The 17116-nt window shown below is 41.1% G+C and carries 15 protein-coding genes; 5 read left to right on the top strand and 10 right to left on the bottom strand.

Annotation, left to right across the window (positions count from 1 at the left end):
* Positions 1-312: 312 nt before the first annotated feature.
* A protein-coding gene (locus V7K69_RS10920; RefSeq protein ID WP_442936133.1) for an IS630 family transposase occupies positions 313-1424 on the top strand; the annotation gives its coding sequence in 2 pieces (ribosomal slippage) (positions 313-733 and positions 733-1424; 1113 coding nt in all).
* Positions 1425-1726: 302 nt separating this feature from the next.
* On the opposite strand, the gene V7K69_RS10925 is transcribed toward V7K69_RS10920, so the two are convergent.
* Positions 1727-1870 (bottom strand): hypothetical protein, encoded by a 144-nt coding sequence (locus V7K69_RS10925; protein WP_335034116.1) that lies wholly within the window; start codon positions 1868-1870, stop codon positions 1727-1729.
* Positions 1867-2088, bottom strand: coding sequence for an alkaline phosphatase D family protein (locus V7K69_RS10930; RefSeq protein WP_335034119.1), 222 nt, complete (start codon positions 2086-2088; stop codon positions 1867-1869). Before V7K69_RS10930 ends, V7K69_RS10925 begins: the two co-directional genes overlap by 4 nt.
* Before the next feature lie 32 nt (positions 2089-2120).
* Between V7K69_RS10930 and V7K69_RS10935 the strand changes: the two genes are divergently transcribed.
* A complete protein-coding gene (locus tag V7K69_RS10935) occupies positions 2121-2426 on the top strand; it encodes a hypothetical protein (RefSeq protein WP_335034121.1) in 306 nt (101 codons plus the stop codon).
* Positions 2427-2471: 45 nt separating this feature from the next.
* On the opposite strand, the gene V7K69_RS10940 is transcribed toward V7K69_RS10935, so the two are convergent.
* The 6 genes from V7K69_RS10940 to V7K69_RS10965 all read right to left on the bottom strand — a co-directional run bounded on the left by V7K69_RS10940 (position 2472) and on the right by V7K69_RS10965 (position 9721).
* Complete coding sequence (locus tag V7K69_RS10940; protein ID WP_335034123.1) at positions 2472-3002, bottom strand: thermonuclease family protein; 531 nt, start codon at positions 3000-3002, stop codon at positions 2472-2474.
* Between the two features lie 217 nt (positions 3003-3219).
* Positions 3220-3825 (bottom strand): YdcF family protein, encoded by a 606-nt coding sequence (locus V7K69_RS10945; RefSeq protein ID WP_335034125.1) that lies wholly within the window; start codon positions 3823-3825, stop codon positions 3220-3222.
* 164 nt (positions 3826-3989) lie between these two features.
* Positions 3990-5087, bottom strand: a complete 1098-nt coding sequence (locus V7K69_RS10950) for an NAD(P)/FAD-dependent oxidoreductase (protein ID WP_335034128.1) — start codon at positions 5085-5087, stop codon at positions 3990-3992.
* A 2-nt stretch (positions 5088-5089) separates the two neighbouring features.
* On the bottom strand, positions 5090-6985 hold the full coding sequence (locus V7K69_RS10955) for a ferritin-like domain-containing protein (protein WP_335034130.1): 1896 nt from the start codon (positions 6983-6985) through the stop codon (positions 5090-5092).
* Positions 6978-8297: a radical SAM/SPASM domain-containing protein gene (locus tag V7K69_RS10960; RefSeq protein WP_335034134.1), complete on the bottom strand. Its 1320-nt coding sequence runs from the start codon at positions 8295-8297 to the stop codon at positions 6978-6980. Before V7K69_RS10960 ends, V7K69_RS10955 begins: the two co-directional genes overlap by 8 nt.
* Positions 8294-9721, bottom strand: coding sequence for a hypothetical protein (locus tag V7K69_RS10965; protein ID WP_335034136.1), 1428 nt, complete (start codon positions 9719-9721; stop codon positions 8294-8296). Before V7K69_RS10965 ends, V7K69_RS10960 begins: the two co-directional genes overlap by 4 nt.
* 519 nt (positions 9722-10240) lie before the next feature.
* Between V7K69_RS10965 and V7K69_RS10970 the strand changes: the two genes are divergently transcribed.
* Positions 10241-10942, top strand: coding sequence for a serine/threonine protein kinase (locus tag V7K69_RS10970; protein WP_335034138.1), 702 nt, complete (start codon positions 10241-10243; stop codon positions 10940-10942).
* Positions 10943-11219: 277 nt separating this feature from the next.
* A complete protein-coding gene (locus V7K69_RS10975) occupies positions 11220-12683 on the top strand; it encodes an FAD-binding protein (RefSeq protein WP_335034140.1) in 1464 nt (487 codons plus the stop codon).
* A 66-nt stretch (positions 12684-12749) separates the two neighbouring features.
* Here V7K69_RS10975 and V7K69_RS10980 read toward each other — a convergent pair whose 3' ends face one another.
* Positions 12750-13397 carry a hypothetical protein gene (locus V7K69_RS10980; RefSeq protein WP_335034143.1) on the bottom strand — a complete coding sequence of 216 codons (648 nt, stop codon included), beginning with the start codon at positions 13395-13397 and terminating at the stop codon, positions 12750-12752.
* A gap of 91 nt (positions 13398-13488) precedes the next feature.
* The gene (locus tag V7K69_RS10985) at positions 13489-14505 is read right to left on the bottom strand and encodes a metallophosphoesterase (RefSeq protein ID WP_335034146.1); all 1017 of its coding nucleotides are present in this window, start codon (positions 14503-14505) and stop codon (positions 13489-13491) included.
* Positions 14506-14763: 258 nt separating this feature from the next.
* Here V7K69_RS10985 and V7K69_RS10990 point away from each other — a divergent pair, with 258 nt between their 5' ends.
* On the top strand, positions 14764-16677 hold the full coding sequence (locus V7K69_RS10990; RefSeq protein WP_335034148.1) for a DUF3370 family protein: 1914 nt from the start codon (positions 14764-14766) through the stop codon (positions 16675-16677).
* Positions 16678-17116: the final 439 nt, after the last annotated feature.

Below are 17116 nucleotides of genomic sequence, written 5' to 3' on the forward strand. Positions count from 1 at the left end.
ATCAGTTGCACTCGACTTAATAAATCCTCAACATTTAAGAAACTGGTTTGCTAATTGCTGCTACTGTACCTCATAACAGCCGGAAGTGCTGTATTGCCCAGGATACCTTGAATTCATCATTAATAACCTATATGGGGAGCGGGTTTCAGTCTTCACTTTAGTAGTTCATTTGTTCGCATTGAAAGGGCTGGGTTTGAATCCCCTACAAAACATTGAACCTTCTGCCTTCTTCAACCTGACCTAGTAGTCTGCCAAGCAAAGTTTGCTAAGTAATACCTGTAATTGCTAAAATAGCCAAAAACAGGGAATAATATGGCAAAGAAGTACATCGTTGACTTGAATGAAGATGAAGTTTCTCAGCTACAAGCAATAATTAAGAAAGGTAAGCACAAAGCAAGAACTATAACCCGTGCAAACATTCTTCTGATGGCTTCTGAAGGAGAAACTGATCAAGCGATCGCTGACACAGTTAGAGCGCATACTGCCACAGTACAACGGATACGAGAAAAATTTGTCATTGGTGGGTTAGATTTTGCTTTAAAGGATGAATCTCATCCACCAAAACCTACAAAATTAGATGAAAAACAAGAAGCATTTTTGATTGCAACGGCTTGTTCTAATCCACCAGAAGGAAGAGTGCGTTGGACAATGCAATTATTAGCGGATCACTTAGTAAACCTTGGGATAATAGATTCAATTTCCGACGAAACAATACGTCAAACTCTAAAAAAAACGAAATTAAACCGTGGTTAAAAGAACAGTGGTGTATTCCCGAAGTTAATGCAGAGTATGTATTCAGAATGGAGGATGTTTTGGATTTATACAATGAGCCATATAATCCGAAAAAACCTACAGTCTGTCTAGATGAACGCCCATATCAATTAGTAGAAGAAGTAAGACTTCCTTTGCCACCAGAACCAGATCAGCTTGAACGTTATGATTATGAGTATAAACGCAATGGTGTTGTAAATTTATTTGCTCTTTTTGAACCTTTAGCTGGATGGAGGCATATTGAAGTTACACAACGTCGTACCAAAGTTGACTTTGCTAAACAATTGAAAGAGTTGGTAGATGTTCATTACCGCGATGCTGAGGTAATCCGTTTAGTAGTTGATAATCTAAATATTCATACTCCAAGTACGTTATATGAGGCTTTCACACCACAAGAAGCACGTAGAATTATTCAAAAATTAGAGTTTCACTATACTCCTAAACACGCTTCTTGGCTGAATCAAGTAGAAATTGAATTATCTGTTTTATCTCGCCAATGTCTAGAACGGCGTATTCCTAATGCAGAAATATTAACTTCTGAGATTGCCGCTTGGGAGAAACAACGTAATCAACAAAAAGCCAGTGTCTATTGGGGTTTCCAAACCAAAGATGCTCGTCGAAAAATGCAGCGTTTATACCCGGATTTAACCTAGCAAAGTTGGCTTGGTAGACTACTAGTTTCTCCATTGCGACTATCTCAAGTTCAGCATTTCAGCTAATTGCTTGAATGAGATATCGATCGCAATTTGGCAAAGGCGAGATGAGCAAAGAGCATTGTCCTTCAAACACAAAAGTTTAGCCTTAGCGAATCAACTGCTTTAATGAGGCAGTGAAAGCCTTTTGCTTCCTATACACGAATCGCACCTGGCCGATCGTTCTCAACAACAAACGAAGCAAAAGTGTATACAGGGGCATCTGGACGGCTTACAGTGGTAACAATATGCAGGTCAGTCTGCTAACGTTTGTAATTAAGGTTAACTCGGAAATAGCCTCGGCGATCGCCATCAAAGAACTTAATTTGTGGGTTTTCTGGAATCTTCGGGGCATAATAAAGGCCGTAGACATTTGCATCACCATTACTAGTAATCGAAGGAGTCACAAACTCTGTAGCCACTGTTGGAGAGTTGGAGAGTTAGAAGCCTTAAAGTCCAGCTTCAGGTCATTAACAAATGTAGAGTGCCAATCCCCAGTAATCATCAATGGGTTAGAAATCCGGCGGCTGGCGATGTGACTTAAAACACGATTACGTGCAAGCGGATATCCATCCCATGAGTCGTTCCAAAAGATTTCGCCTGGGCCGATTTTATGATCTAGCAAATTAATTAACTTACCAACATGACCTACTGGCTATGGATCTTTATCGCGGCGACATTACTGTAGAAGAGTATAAAAACTTAGTTTTGGAAGCCGCAAAAGCAGCAGGTATTGCGACACCAATTGTTTTTCTGATCTTAGTGGCTGTATTAGTGTTATTTCCAGAATTTACAGTTGTGTTGTCAGCACCAGTCGTTATTGCAGGTTTCAATGCCTTATTTGGCATGAGTATTGCGATGCCGATAGTACAATCGCTACTTCGTCATGCTCAAGCTGGTGGTTTTGGCATAGAAACTGCTGATGCTTACATCCATGCGCTTGGTGGATCTGCGCCTGCTTGAAATCTGCGACAAATTTTAACTAGAGTGCTGGTTTTAGCTTCAAGGCTAGTTTCGTTTGTCTTGACTCCACACTCCAGCTTTAGAAGCGATCACTATTCTCTGGGCATTCTCGAAAGCTATTTGATTAGGGCATTCCACTTCACCAAGCCGCGTTTTAGCCAAGCCGCTTTTAAGCAGTTCTTCCTGAAAACTAATCTCAGTATCGCCCTGTCCGTGAGCCATCACTTCAGCAACAGTACGCCCATCGCTGTCTTTTGCGACTGGAACGATCATCAGTTGATTATCGGCAGCAGCAATGAGCTTGAGTAGTTTATCTTTTGCTTCATTGCTCAATGCTTGTGCTGGCACTTCATCTTGTTTCACTTCCGGGGCATCAATTCCACAAAGCTCAACTGACATTTGGCTGCCATCGGTTTGGCGGACTGTAATGCTGTCCCCATCTGCCACTTGAGTAGCTATCCATTCTTCGGTAAGCGCGATGGATGGCTGTTTAGTGCTTTGGAAAATCAAGATAGCGCTGATGGTAGCTCCAGCGATCGCAGTTAAAATTATGCCAGTTATCCACGATGGCTTCATGTTGCTAGCTCTGTTATTGCAATATAAGAAACCACAATTTTAACCGGGAATATTTCTCGGGACAGTTGTCACTGTTTGCCGAGAGGAAAGTCAGCTAAAATTTAGCGATTTCAGGCGTGAGCGCTCACTAAAACTTGCTTTTGTTGTTGCGATCGCTTCTAGCGGGTACTTTGTGTCATCGCTCAACTAGGCAATTTTTAGTTGCAGTCTGCTAAAGCTAGATTTTAAACACTAAGTAGACAAAGTAAAAATAAGTTTCTCGGCTCAAAAACTCCATTTGACTGTAAAAACTGCGATAGCGGGTAGTCGGTGTGGGAGACGAATGTGCATCCATTCCTAAATTTCGCGCCATCAATACTGCTCGTTTCATGTGCAATGGATCGCTAACAATAAGAAACTTGTTTAATTGGTGAACTTTCGCTACTTCCAAAGCATTTGTGAGGTTCTGGTGAGTTGTACGAGATTGAGTTTCAGTGAGAATATCAGCAGCTTTTACCTGTTGCGCGAGTGCATAATTTTTTCCAACTATAGCTTCAGGTGGTTCATTACTCTTGCCAACTCCGCCAGTAAAAATGATTGTTTTAACAGATCCATTTTTATATAAGTTGATGGCGTGGTTAATTCGCTCTCTGAAAACAGGAGATGCTTCTTCTCCCCAAACTGCCGCTCCTAAAACAATTGCTGCATCTGCCTTGATATTATTAGTACTGCTGCCATATAAATAAATACTTGAGGCAGAAGAAGCGATCACCAGCAACAAGGCAGATATCAAAGCTAGTGTCACCAAAATTAACCATTTTTTGGAAATTTTGTAATTGAGCATGGGGCGTTGTCTTATTTTTCATTCTTAGTTTCAATATCAATTTAAGTGCGTAAGTTCTATACTGTTATATGCTTCACCATTAGATGCAGTTGTGAATCTGGTTTCTACCGTGCAATCAAAAACTGCCCTAGACGGAAGCTAGAGCAGTTTTTGATAGAAGTAAATTATATATTTTCTGATTTTACGAATTGAAAACCCTTTAATGTATAAGTAAAATCTTTATTTTTAGTTTGTTGCAAGAGTTCTTGTGCTTTCCGCATTCTCTCAATCTCCCATTGCCAAAATGATGATGTAAATCCCTTTAAATAATATTGGAAACATTGTTGAATATGAGCGTCAAAAGCTTTTTGTAATCTCAGGGAGTAGTGTTCCAGACAGTCACTACTGCTTAAACCAGAAGCAACAGCATCTATGATACTCGCTGCTAAGATTGCACCTCTAATAGCGTACCCTGTGCCATCGCCGCTAATGGGATCTACAGAGAAAGAAGCATCTCCTACGGCAAGCCATCGTTCTCCACAAAAAGGCTGTAAAATTTGGGGAAAAGCCGCAAAAATCGCTAACGTTCCTGAGAATTGGAAAATACAGTCTTGAATATAGCGGGTTTGTTTAAGTAAGTTTATCAAAATTGATGCGGGTTCTCCTGAAAGTAGAGGAACCATACTTTGAAGTATTGCTCTGTTATCACCTAATGGAGCCAAAAATAACCAACCTTCTGATACAGTTTCAATCCAGTAAATATCTTCTTCAACCAAGTTAGCCAGCCTAACTTCTTGAGAAAGTATGCATCGATTTCCAAAACTATGACGATGGCCTGCTCCTAATTTTTGGGCGACCGCAGATTGACGGCCACCCGCGTCAATAATCCAAGTAAATTCACTTTGGCGCTCAAGTAAATTATCTATACTGACTGTTACTTCCTGAAATTGAACTTGATTTTGATGTTTGTCTAATAAATGTTCCCAAAGTCGGTCTCTTAATGAGTTACCATTAATAACGGCACTTGGTTCAGCTATACTTAAAACGGTGCCATCGTTTCCCCAGGATACTTTACGCTCTTGGAGAAGATGCAAACTATTCCAAAAACTAGGATTTAGTTGCCAAATATCTTGCAGAAGATTGCAGGTTATCTCATTAAGAATTAGAGTTGGGGAAAAAAATTCATGTTTCCCCCATATTTCTATTTCCCAGCCACGATTTGCTAGCAAACGAGCGCAGGATAACCCAGCAATACCATTACCAATAATTAGAACTTTTTGCATTACTAATCTGCATCTTCTGCAATCAATTGATGTATGCGTTGAAATAGTTCTTCATTGATACGCTGTTGACGTTCTGCTAAATCGTGTTCTGTGAAATCGCTAGTCTCTTTTACCTCTGTAATAACAGCTGCGGTTTCTGTAAAAAGAGTATTCATGCGATCACTAACATCCGCACGAGTCATGGTAGTTGTAATTGTTGTAGGTAGCTTAAATCTAGCTTTTACACCTTTACTCGCCATATAGTGATTGGTTTCGTGCAGGTTAAACATAGCACGGCGCGATTGTTCCAGCACCATTCCTCCAGCGCGATCGCCCAAGGCAAAACTCACCTGAAGCGCCCCTAACAAAACACTATAATTTTGATCGCTTAGTTTTTGTAAACTAGCTAATTGCGTTCCTGATTGAGGATTTTTTAAAGGTCGAAGATAGGAATCAGGGGAAATTCCCGCTAAATGCTGCTGAACAGATAAAAATCGCTTGTAATGATTTTCTCCTTCATCAATAATCAGCTTAATCAAAGGTAGTAACCGTTCTCGTTCGGGAAATTGTTCTGGTTGGCGATCAATACTAGTCAGTAAGCGAACATACATCCCATCAAGTCCTTGTCCAGCTGACTGACTAGGTTTTTCCACATCAATAAACCATTGCAGTTGTTCTGGTGTGAGCCTCTCAAGCTCAAAACGTCGGTTAAAAGTTCGTCCAATCAATTGCGCTCGTCCTAGAGAAGGAGGTTGTTGCATCAGATCGAGCGCCTCATTTACCCAGCGAAGGTGACGCATTTCATCAACTGCAATCATAAATACTTCATTAGCTGCGGCAAAAATTCGGCGCGTTTGTTCGTCTACACCTGAATCAGGCAAACGGATGGGTGCGTTTACCGAATAGTGAGCATAGAGATACTCAACACATAAAGCGTGTTCAACTGTAGTTAAATAGCGCAACTCATCGATAACTTGTTGCTTAGTCATCAACTGAGTTATAGGTGGCCCAGGCGGTGGGATAAACTGTTCGCTTTCGCGATCGTTTAAAACAACTGGGAGTTGATTCCAAGCTCCTTCAATGAGTTCAACATAATCTAATTCTTGTTCTCGTTCCCATTGTGCCAAGACTTCTGATGGCTGCGGTGTGATATTGCGATTTCTGCGTTGAAAATTTAAATAGGGTTGTTGTCCATCTCCACTGGTAACTATATCAGGCTTACTTGCAGCCCAATAAAAGCAACCACAATCGCGGAAATCATATTGCCAGGGCGAACAAAGACTGCGAGTCAGATCGCCAGGTTGATAAACATCTACGTCAATTACGCCGTTTTCATCTAAATATTCAGCGCGTTGACCCACTAACACAGCAATCTGAAGCCTACCATTATCATCACGCTGGAGTAAACTTTCTCCCGAATCATAAATCTGATCTAATTGCCGGCTCAAACCCAAGCTAGGTGTTAGTATACTGCCTGGTGAAGGGCCAAGGGCGATCGCAATTCGTCCGGGAATTAAATCATGGACGCGCCGCCAAACTTCCAATCCATCTAACCCATTGAAAAAGAATACGGGTGGATCTGCTTCGCTTTGACTATTAGAATATCTACCCACTAATGCCCATAGATAGAGAGGCGGATTATTGTCAGCATCGGTTAATCCCTGTTGGGCTGGCGCACCATTGGCTAATATTTGATGTAAAATTGCCCCATCAGAACGATGAAACTCAAAAATCAAACCAGGGAAAAAAGCTTTATCGAGATTGCGCTGATCGAATTCTAGCCCTGGATAACAGTTATCAACACCACTTTCAAGTCTGGTATTGCTGGGATTACCGCCTACCAAATAATCAGCCCGTGCAGTCAAATTGCGAGGAAAAATTTTCCATTCAATCGGATCTTGAGCAGTACCATCACTCATAGAAACCTCCATAACTGTGTTTAGCCAGGTTTATTTGTTGATTAAAATATTTAGGACAAATGGTAGATAGTTCAACATAAGCACTCAAACAAAAATCTAACCATCCTCGAATATAGTCACAGCCAATCCGCCCTCGGCGAGAGACTTCATGATAACAACCACCGCCACACAAATATCTAGCCCAGCATCCTTTACAAGGCTCGATATAATCTACATGATTGCGAGTTAAATGATCTGCCCGCGCTTGCATATCTGAACCCTCCCAAATGCTACCCATAGCAAACTGAGGATCGTCAATTAAACGATGACAAGCAAATAATTTACCTTCTGCATTTGTACTTAAATAGGCTGCACCCGCACCACAAGGATAGGGCCGATGGCTACCGCGATGAATTTCTTGTAATGCAATTTCTAAATTACTAAAAGGATAGGAACTACCAGCTTTGATTTGTTGTAAAGCTTTTTGTCCGCAAGCGATCGCTTGTTGCAATAAGATAGTAAAGTCTTCGGGTGCAAAAGCAAGGCTCGGATCGGGCGAGACTAAGACAACAGCAAAACCAACTTCATCAAAACCTAAACTAATAACATGATCCAGAATTGGTAATAGTTCTCCTGTTTTCGGAGTAACTGTAATGCGGGCTGCTAGATGTTGCGGTCTGCCGTAGCGATTCAGTAATGCTAATCCTTTTTGTAAATGCTCGTAACTACTAAAACCATTATTCATGGCTCGAATGGCATCGTTTTGTTCACGATTCCCGTCTACACTGATGGCTACAGTAAAGGGAAACTGGGCAAATAGTTCAGCATCTTCCTTTTGCAGTAATGTCCCATTAGTAGTAATGGAAAAACGCATCTGACGATTAGCCGCTTGAGCCGCTTGAGCCGCATAGCGAGTAGTTTCGTGGACTACACTACGGTTAAGCAAAGGCTCTCCCCCCATATAACCGACAACTAATCCTACCGTTGGGTCTGATTCGGCAATTAGGCGATCAACTGTTGCCTTAGCGACATCCAGACTCATGAGGCGGGAGTGGCCGCCGAACTTACCTGTATCTGCATAGCAGTAACTACAGGACATATTGCACGCCTGAGCCACATTCAGAGAAATTGAAGCCAGGGGAGGAGGGGTAAGCGGTTGACCGTCGATGTATCGAGAGGATGAATTTAAGGGAAATAAGTCTTCTGACCAAGATTGTTGCAGACGATTAGCAACCTCTGGAGCCAAGTCGTAAATCCGACTGCCATCTACGACGAATAAATGAGAGCCGATGACACTTTTGAATAAGCGTAGTTCTGTGTCAGGATGTTTCATGATCCTGCCTCCGCATCTCGACGCAAACGATTTGCCCATGCTACTAATAAGTCATATTGCCGTCGAGTTATGTGCATAGGATATCGATCAGAACCGCGCATCAGTGCTGGCATTTTGCGGTCATAATAGCGATCGCCAATCATTGGTTCACGAATCCACTGAGCGATGAGTTCGGGATTTTCCCGCAATCTATCTTCAAATACTTCTAGGGAGACAAAACGTCGATGTCGCTGACGACCAAATTCTGTTAGGGGTAAGGGTCGTCCGAGAATTTGTTCTATTTGAGAAAAGGCTTTAGCTTCTGCTGCATTTTCCGATAATCCTTGGGCTAAAGCAATGTTACGGTTTTCACTCCGAATCCGGTCGTTTTGAAAGTCTAAATTCATTCCCTCCATCGTTTCTAAAACTCGTTCCAGCAGATCCCCAACTTCTGCGGTGGTGAGATTCATGTCTGCAACATAGTCTAGTTCAGACACCCTTTGCCGAGAAACGCGATCGCTCAATCCATCTGCTAGCGAGGTAACAGGACGGCGATCAGGTGCATAATCTGGCGGGGCGACGACTATGCGACCAATAGCTTTTAACCCTTGAACAGAGCAAGTAATAATCCCATCACAAACATCATCTACTAAACCAAGACTAATTCCCGTGTCGTCTTCTGTGGCAAATAACCCACCTGGATTAGTGCGAGGATCGTCGCCCAAAGAAAACTGACACCAAACTGATTCGGGATTTAAAATCAAACGTTCTGGAGGAAGTTGGAAGTTTCGCCAGTCGGAATTGCTAACGCGCTGTTTGAGTGCATCTAATCGTTGTTGTAGATTAGTTGGGCCATAAACAGCCCCGATAGCTGGGGTAAAACGCAAGCGAATTTCAGGAAAGTCATCATTGGGAAGGGTAAGTTGCATACTGCCTAATGGCACAGGATTAGCAGCAGTTGCTAGTGGTGAGCCATCAGTTGGAGAAATGCCACCTAAAGCTTGTTTGGTTGTCACATCACCTATAAGCTCAACTGTCGCAACAACGCGATCGCTATTCGCCAAAGTGTAGTGAAAGGGTTTAAGATTGGCGACTTCTACTTTCCATTGCAAATCCTTGGTTGTCAGTCCAAATTTTGCCAAAACTTCAGGGGTAATTGCTCCTTCTTGTAACCCTGTTTCTGTTCTCCATTGTCCGTGTAGTTCAAAGAAAGGACAGACAGGTTTAAATCCTTGTGCGTCTTTAAAATAAATTTCTGTAGGTACGCTAGCTGTCACCGTACCATCTGCTGCTACACGGAGAGTTTGGGCAGGTTTAATTGTGGTTTTGCCAGTGCCGCGCGGTCGTAGGTCATCTGCACTCCAGGTAAAATTATCGCAAGGAGTAGTAGATGTTCCCAGGCGAGCGATCGCTAAAGGTGGATATAGCCATAATTTCTCAATCATTGCCATTCCTCTCAAAACTTCAGAAAGGTTTTAAATTCTATTGGAAGCAACATGATATCAAGCACAACGAAATAGGCATTTACAGTACTTGTACTTTCAAGAATAATCAAAGGCAGCTTCAACAGGCCCTGTTAAGTATTACTCAACTTGCAGGAGTCTCAAATCAATTTGTTGCCTATATAAAATATCATGCACTTATTTGCTAGCTGAAGCAATTAGTAAATAAATTACTAGAAAATTCATTTAACTTTATAAATACAATGTCCAAAAAATTTACTCTTTTGTGAATGCGATGGATGGCTGGTTAGTTTTTTGGAAAATCAAGATAGCGATGATGGTAACTCCAGCGATCGCAGTTAAGATTATGGCAGTTCTCCACAATGGCTTCATGTTGCTAGCTCTGTTGTCGCAATATAAGGATTGCCATTTCAAAATTAAGCTCAATTCCAACTGTTGCCGTAATAGTTGAGATAAATCGAGTAGTTTATCTTGTTCTTTGGTGTCAGAAACTTATCCGGTATGGACAAATTGCTTCCAGAACAACTGGTCAAAAGCATTTATCAGGAACTACTGCCTAGATTACAAATTGAAAGTGTCAATCCCCGTAATCCGATTCAGGTCAGCTATCTTCCACAACCTTGGCAGCTGCTTGGCAAAGGAAATTATGCCGCAGTAGTTTATCATCCCGATTACCCTGAGTGTGTAGTTAAAATTTATGCCCCAGGACGACCAGGCTTTGAAGAGGAAGTAGAAGTTTACCGTCGTCTAGGTTCTCATCCGGCATTTTCTGAATGTTGGTACGCCAAAGATAGCTTTCTAATTTTGAAACGGCTTTATGGAAGAACTCTGTATGATTGTATGCACTTAGGTTTACCGATTCCCAAGCAGGTGATAAGAGACATCGATGAAGCTCTTGACTATGCCCGACGTTGCTTTCTCCACCCTCATGATGTCCACGGTCGTAATGTCATGATGCACCAGGGTAGAGGGTTAGTTGTAGACATTTCAGATTTCATGCATCTTGAAGCCTGTTCAAAGTGGAATGACTTAAAAAAGGCTTATTACTGGTTATATCGTCCCGTGTTACGCCCACTTCGATTGCGTGTGCCATACTCGGCCTTAGATATAATCCGTAAATCTTATCATCTGGCAACCTCTTTCAAAACTTCCTCTTGTCAACTAGTTATAAGATTAACTCATTTCAAATGTTTAAAACGTTAGGCTAATTTATTCTTGCAAACATTAAGTACTCCTGTGCCAAAAAGTGGATACAAAATGGTTTTGATAAAAGAAAATTATATGGGAGACAATTAATGTTGTCCCTGGTTTATCCGTATTTAACAGTATTTCTCATAGAATGATTGTATATTTTTATTTTATGGCTGTACCATAAAATCACACCTTTCACTGAATAGAAATTTAACTTTAGTTAAGTAAATGCTAAAACTAACAGTATATTTATTTAATTAGATCGCGATTATAGTACCAAGTAAAAATTATGAGACAAAACACTTCACATCGCTCAGTTTTACAAGGTTTGATTGCGAGTGCAATTGTTATCGGCTTTGATTTAACTACTCGTTCGTGGGTAACATCTGCCAGTGCTACATCTGTTTTTGAAAGCTTACCTTCCTTAGATGGAGTACTTTACACTGATAATACGACACTTACTGATGCCAGTATTGATTTTGGTAACATCGTCCATCGTCAACCGATAGCAGTACTTAAACCAGGCTCAATTGAGGATATTGTTCAAATTATTCAATTCGCTCGGACGAGAAAGCTCAAAGTCGCCCCACGAGGTCAGGGTCACTCTACCTACGGTCAGTCACAAGTAGAAGCAGGCATTGTCATTGATTTAAGCACGCTCAACAAGATTCATTTCATTGGTACAGACCGAGCAATTGTTGATGCTGGAGTGTTATGGAGTCAGTTATTGCAACAAACGCTTGCTACAGGATTAACACCGCCCGTTCTCACTGATTATATTGAACTTTCTGTAGGCGGCACTTTATCAGTGGGGGGTATTGGTGGTGCAACTCACCGTTATGGTGTGCAAGTTGACAATGTTTTAGAACTGAAGGTAGTTACTGGTACTGGTGATCTCGAAACTTGTTCACCCTTCTACAATCGCAATCTATTTACAGCAGTACTAGCAGGGCTAGGACAATGTGGAATTATTGTACAGGCAACTGTTAAGCTAATTCCCGCCACTACCAATGCCCGTGTGTTTCAGTTATATTATGACGATTTAGCTACCTTTACTCATGACCAACGCCAAATCATTTTTGATGAGCGCTTCAACTATGTAGAAGGTCAATTAGTTTCTAATAATGCTGGTGGATGGCGTTATCTGCTAGAAGTGGCTAGCTTTTACAGTCCTCCTTCTGTACCTAATAATAACCGATTGCTTCGGGGATTAAACTATACTCGCGGTACAGAACAAATAGAGGATTTGACTTATTTTGATTTTCTCAACCGTTTAGCTCCGACAGTTGCCTTTCTCAAATCGATTGGTGTTTGGTCAAATCCTCATCCTTGGTTAAACCTGTTTGTACCAGGTAGTGCAGTTAACAGTTTTGTTGGTGAGGTCGCTGCTAATTTAACGCTAGCTGACACAGGTCAGGGCCCAATTCTGCTGTATCCAGTTAAAACTAAACGCTTCGGGCTACCTAATTTCCGGGTTCCGAACCAGAAGGTTGTGTTTCTGTTTGCCATATTGCGAACAGCAGTGCCACCGGATGATTCTGTAATTACAAAAATGCTCAATGATAATCGTAGACTTTTTGAGCAAAATCGTGATTTGGGTGGTTATCAATATCCTGTAAACGCCCTATCCTTCTCCCCTCATGATTGGCAGCAGCATTTCCGTCCAGTTTGGGGAAATCTGGTAAGTGCAAAGCGACGTTACGATCCAGATAATTTACTAACACCAAGTCAGGGCATTTTCGCAAACTGTTAGGAATGTAAGAATAATTTCACTACTGGAATTGACCAGATACAGACCAGATGCTACTTTTAATGTTGATTAACCAATAACTCGAAGTCTATATCGGCGTAGTAGAAAACCCACTCCAATTAAGCTAATACTAAATATCGCCGTGGTATTTCTCGGTTCTGGAACTGTTTGAAATGTTTGAAACGAACCTGAGATTAGAGGTAGACCTCTTACAGGAGCAGTTGGATCTGGGTTGAGTGTAAGATTTTCGGACAAGAGAAGTGTGCCAATCGCACCCTCGAATGTACCTGAGCCACCAGTAATACTTATAGTATTAGAAACCGTGCCCACAAAATTTTGAAAGTCAAGGGTAGCACTCCCCTTGGTAGTTCCAAATAGTTTATCTTCTCCTTGACCCAAAATTGTAATGTTACCAAGTGGTAAATCTTCTAACCCAAACGTTGCTGGATCTGGCTCAATTGTAATCACACCTGTATTATTGTTGAGATTGCCATAGCTGATATTTACAAGTCTAGTTAGACCGTATGGTGCATTAGCACTTTCACCTATATTGGTTATTTTTAAAATGTTTCCTGCGATCGGTTCAAGAGTAGTTTCTGAATTGTAGATAGCTGAAAATGGATATTGTATCTGCGCCACTACTTTTTTTGTACCTAGTCCAAAACTTAAAAGCGCCGCAGCTACCGGAGTGAACCATACAGCCCGTAATCTAAGCATAACTAATTTGATTTTGATATTAGGTAGTGTTTACTTTCACTAAAGACAAGCTACCGTAAATTTCTCAAAAAATAAACCATCTAATTAACTGTTACTTAGATGATGTTATAACTGAGCGGTTCAAAAACCACTCAAAATAGCTAATCTCTGGAATTACACCCATTCTCACTGGTAAAACGGAAACTCCTAGTCCACGCGATACGTACAGGGCAATCGCACCATCTCGATACCAACCACTGACATAACGTCCGCTACCAGGCGGGCGTAAAGGAGCAAAGCCAAAGAATGATAATTGTCCACCATGAGTATGCCCTGATAACATATATTGTGGTTTGTATTGTGTTATCTTTGCTAACTCATCACTTGAAAATGAGTCTCGATATGCTGGTGAGTGGGCGAGTAATAAATGGTTTTGTTGAGGACGAAGACCTTGAAGTGATTTGATTAAATCGGGTTTACTGACTAAATCATCCAATCCCGTGATTAATATAGAATATTCGCCATATTTATGTAAAATACTTTGATTAACTAATAAGCTACAATTATAAGTGGCATAGATTTTTGTCAAACGTTTTAAATCGACACCTGCCCAGTATTCCCAATTACCCATAATTGCATACTTAGCTGTTTGCTTATCAAGAAGTGACAAAAAGCGATCAAATCCATCAAGCTGTTCAACTTGATCAATTGAATCTCCAGTAAATAGTACAATGTTTGGGTTAAGTTTATTAACTTGTTCGGCGATCCGTTGTGCCCGATTATTAAATTGTTTGAGATGGAGATCGCTGATTTGGACAATCTTAAAACTATTTTTGTTAGAAGTGATTTGTTGATTTAGTTGATGACGTGTGACGACGAAACGATTCGGCTCAATGATCAAAGCATATAGAACCAGTAAACAAAAGCTAACACTGATAGTAAGTAGAATAAATAGGCACTTTCTTCTCTTCTTTTTTGCCAGCATTAGTTTAAGTTTTCTAAAATTATCTGAAAATAATACAGGATATAGTTGCACATCCCCTAGTGGTAAAGCAAACTTCTGTGTAGCTGCGGATTGAAAACTACACATCGTTCTAAAAGCGAAACTCAGTTCATCGCCTAAGACCAATCGATTTTCTCTTTTACTGCCGAAAGTCCTTCTAATGTGGGCTATTGCAGTGGTGTGTTGGGGGAAATCTAGCGCGGAGATTCAGTTTGGGAGCTTTTGTGTTAGAAAAGCTACTACTGAGGGAAAATTTAAAACAAGATCCTGTGTTGGAGACAGTAGTCGTAATTGCTACAAATTACAGAATTACACAACAAAAGTGGCAACATATATATAAATATATAATTTTTACGAGATGTATTAGCTTTCCGGCTTTTGTGAATGATAATCAGTTTATTGAAGCTCCTGAAAAAAACTTCAGTAGCCATTTTTGTCTTAACTCTATCAAACCCCAACGCCCTAGCCTTTTCTGACACCCAAAGCTATTGGGCAAAACATTGTATCGAGCAACTAAAAGAGCGTAAACTGATTACAGGCTACCCCGATGGTAGTTTTCGCCCAGAAACAACAGTGACACGCGCCCAAGCAGCAGTGTTAATGCTAAATGCTTTTCCTGATTCACCAGTGAAACGCACAGCTATGTCATTTAAAGATGTACCTGCTGATTATTGGGCGAATAAAGCAATTTCTACCGCTTACCAAAAAGGATTTTTTTCTGGTTATCCTGGTGGTATTTTCCAGCCAAACCAACCAATTCCTCGTGCCCAAATCATTGGTGTTGTAGCTGGGGGAAAAAATTACAGCCCTTTACCTAACCCAATGCAGACATTACAAGAATATTTTAACGATGCGGGGCAAATACCTAACTATGCCCAAAATGCGATCGCATCTGCCACGATTAATAGTATTGTTGTCAATTATCCCAATGTCAAACAGCTAAAACCACTACAAAGCGCGACTAGAGGGGAAGTTGCGGCTTTAATGTGTCGGGCGCTAAATATTTACACGGTTCCCCCACAATATATTGCTGGAGTCGAAGTAGACAGCCAAGAAATACGTCCTTTGCCAGGAAAACTTGATATTATTCCCACCTTCAACAGTAATAGTCCTGAACTGGTGACAACTGAAGGAATTTTACTATCAACTTTTCCCCCAGATGGGAAGCAAGTACATGAAGCACATTTAAATTATCCTTTTGAAGGCAGATTTGATATATTTGCTCATCATATCGTCAGGGCAGAAACACCAGCCCAAAGCCGCACTGTATACCAAGGGATAATTGTACATAATCCGGGAAATGAACCTGTGACAGTGCAAGTATTACAAGCAGCTAGTTACCTTACCAAAGAAGCACAGTTTATTGCTTTACCTGATATGGTTGAAAGCCCCCAAGGTACAGTTTACTCTGGGCCAGGCGATCGCACAATGAATGATGTACTGCGGGGAGTTCGGCAAGAGATTTTTCCCCAAAAGCTGGTGATAGAACCAAAAGAAACTAAAATCCTAGCAAATTTACCAATTCCGGTACAGGCTCCTTCTTCTAACGGTCGTACTACGATGATGCGCTTGGTAAGTAGTAATCCAGTTTATATCGCAAATTTAGCCAAAAATAGTAATATTTCACCGACTTTAGCCGAGTGGCAAGAGCTTTTGAATACAGGTAATTTAGCAGGAAAGCGTGACCCCATTCCAACACCTCTTGACCCTCCCAGAGAACCAACGGTATTTAGTCGCGTCGCTGGTGTATCCCAAGGAACGCAATGGAAAACACAAATTACGGATAATTCCAATGTTTCCGAGTTAACAATACCCTCACCAGGAAAGGCGTTTTCTTATCCTTTGGGAACTGTACATTTAATTACTCTTAGCACTGGACAAATTCAAAGTGCAGCAATGTTAAAACGTTATCCTGATACTGCTTACTTTGCTCACTGTAACTATGGTGTTGAGTACAATCTAACTTTGCCTCTAAGAAATATTACGAATAAAACCCAGACTATAACTGTGTCAATACAGACTCCTGTGAAGGATGAAGGGGGAACAGATAGACTGCTGTTTTTAAAGCCAGGTGTAGAACAAATATTCTTTCGGGGAACGGTGCGGGTGCGTTACATAGATGATAATGGCTTAGAAAAAACGCGCTATGTGCATTTGGTACAGCGTCGGGGACAAAGGGGCGAACCATTGGTGACACTGAAGATGTTGGCGAGTGGAAAGCGACAAGTACAGATAGACTTTTTGTATCCTCCAGATTCTACGCCACCACAGGTTTTGACGGTGAGAACGCAGAAGTGATTTAAAAGCTAGTGCATTGTGCGTTGTGTGGGTTTAAGAGCGTTGTCGCAACTGACGTAGGGCAAAAGCTTTTTCGATTGCTGAGAACAGGCAGATGGTTCGCCATTAGGTGCATTTGTAAATCTGGCTTCTACCGTGCAATATAAAACTACCCTAGATGTAAGCCAGAGCAGTTTTTGATAGAAGTAAATTATATAGGAGACTCTTATTGTTGTCCCCGGTTTATCCATAATAAGTACCGTTATATAGTACTATTCACCTCAATTTTCGTACTTTACGCAAAAAAGGAATAATCTTGAAGTTGACATTACAAAATTTAGAAGTCAGCACAAGCCACCGCATCATAGCGCTCTTTTATGTCTCTGGTGAGAGAAAAATGCTGTGATTTGCTGAGATTCTTGAAATTCCTTGAAGGCTGTGAACAATACAGGTGCTGCTA

The sequence above is a fragment of the Nostoc sp. genome (assembly GCF_036917775.1).
Taxonomy (GTDB): Bacteria; Cyanobacteriota; Cyanobacteriia; order Cyanobacteriales; family Nostocaceae; genus Nostoc.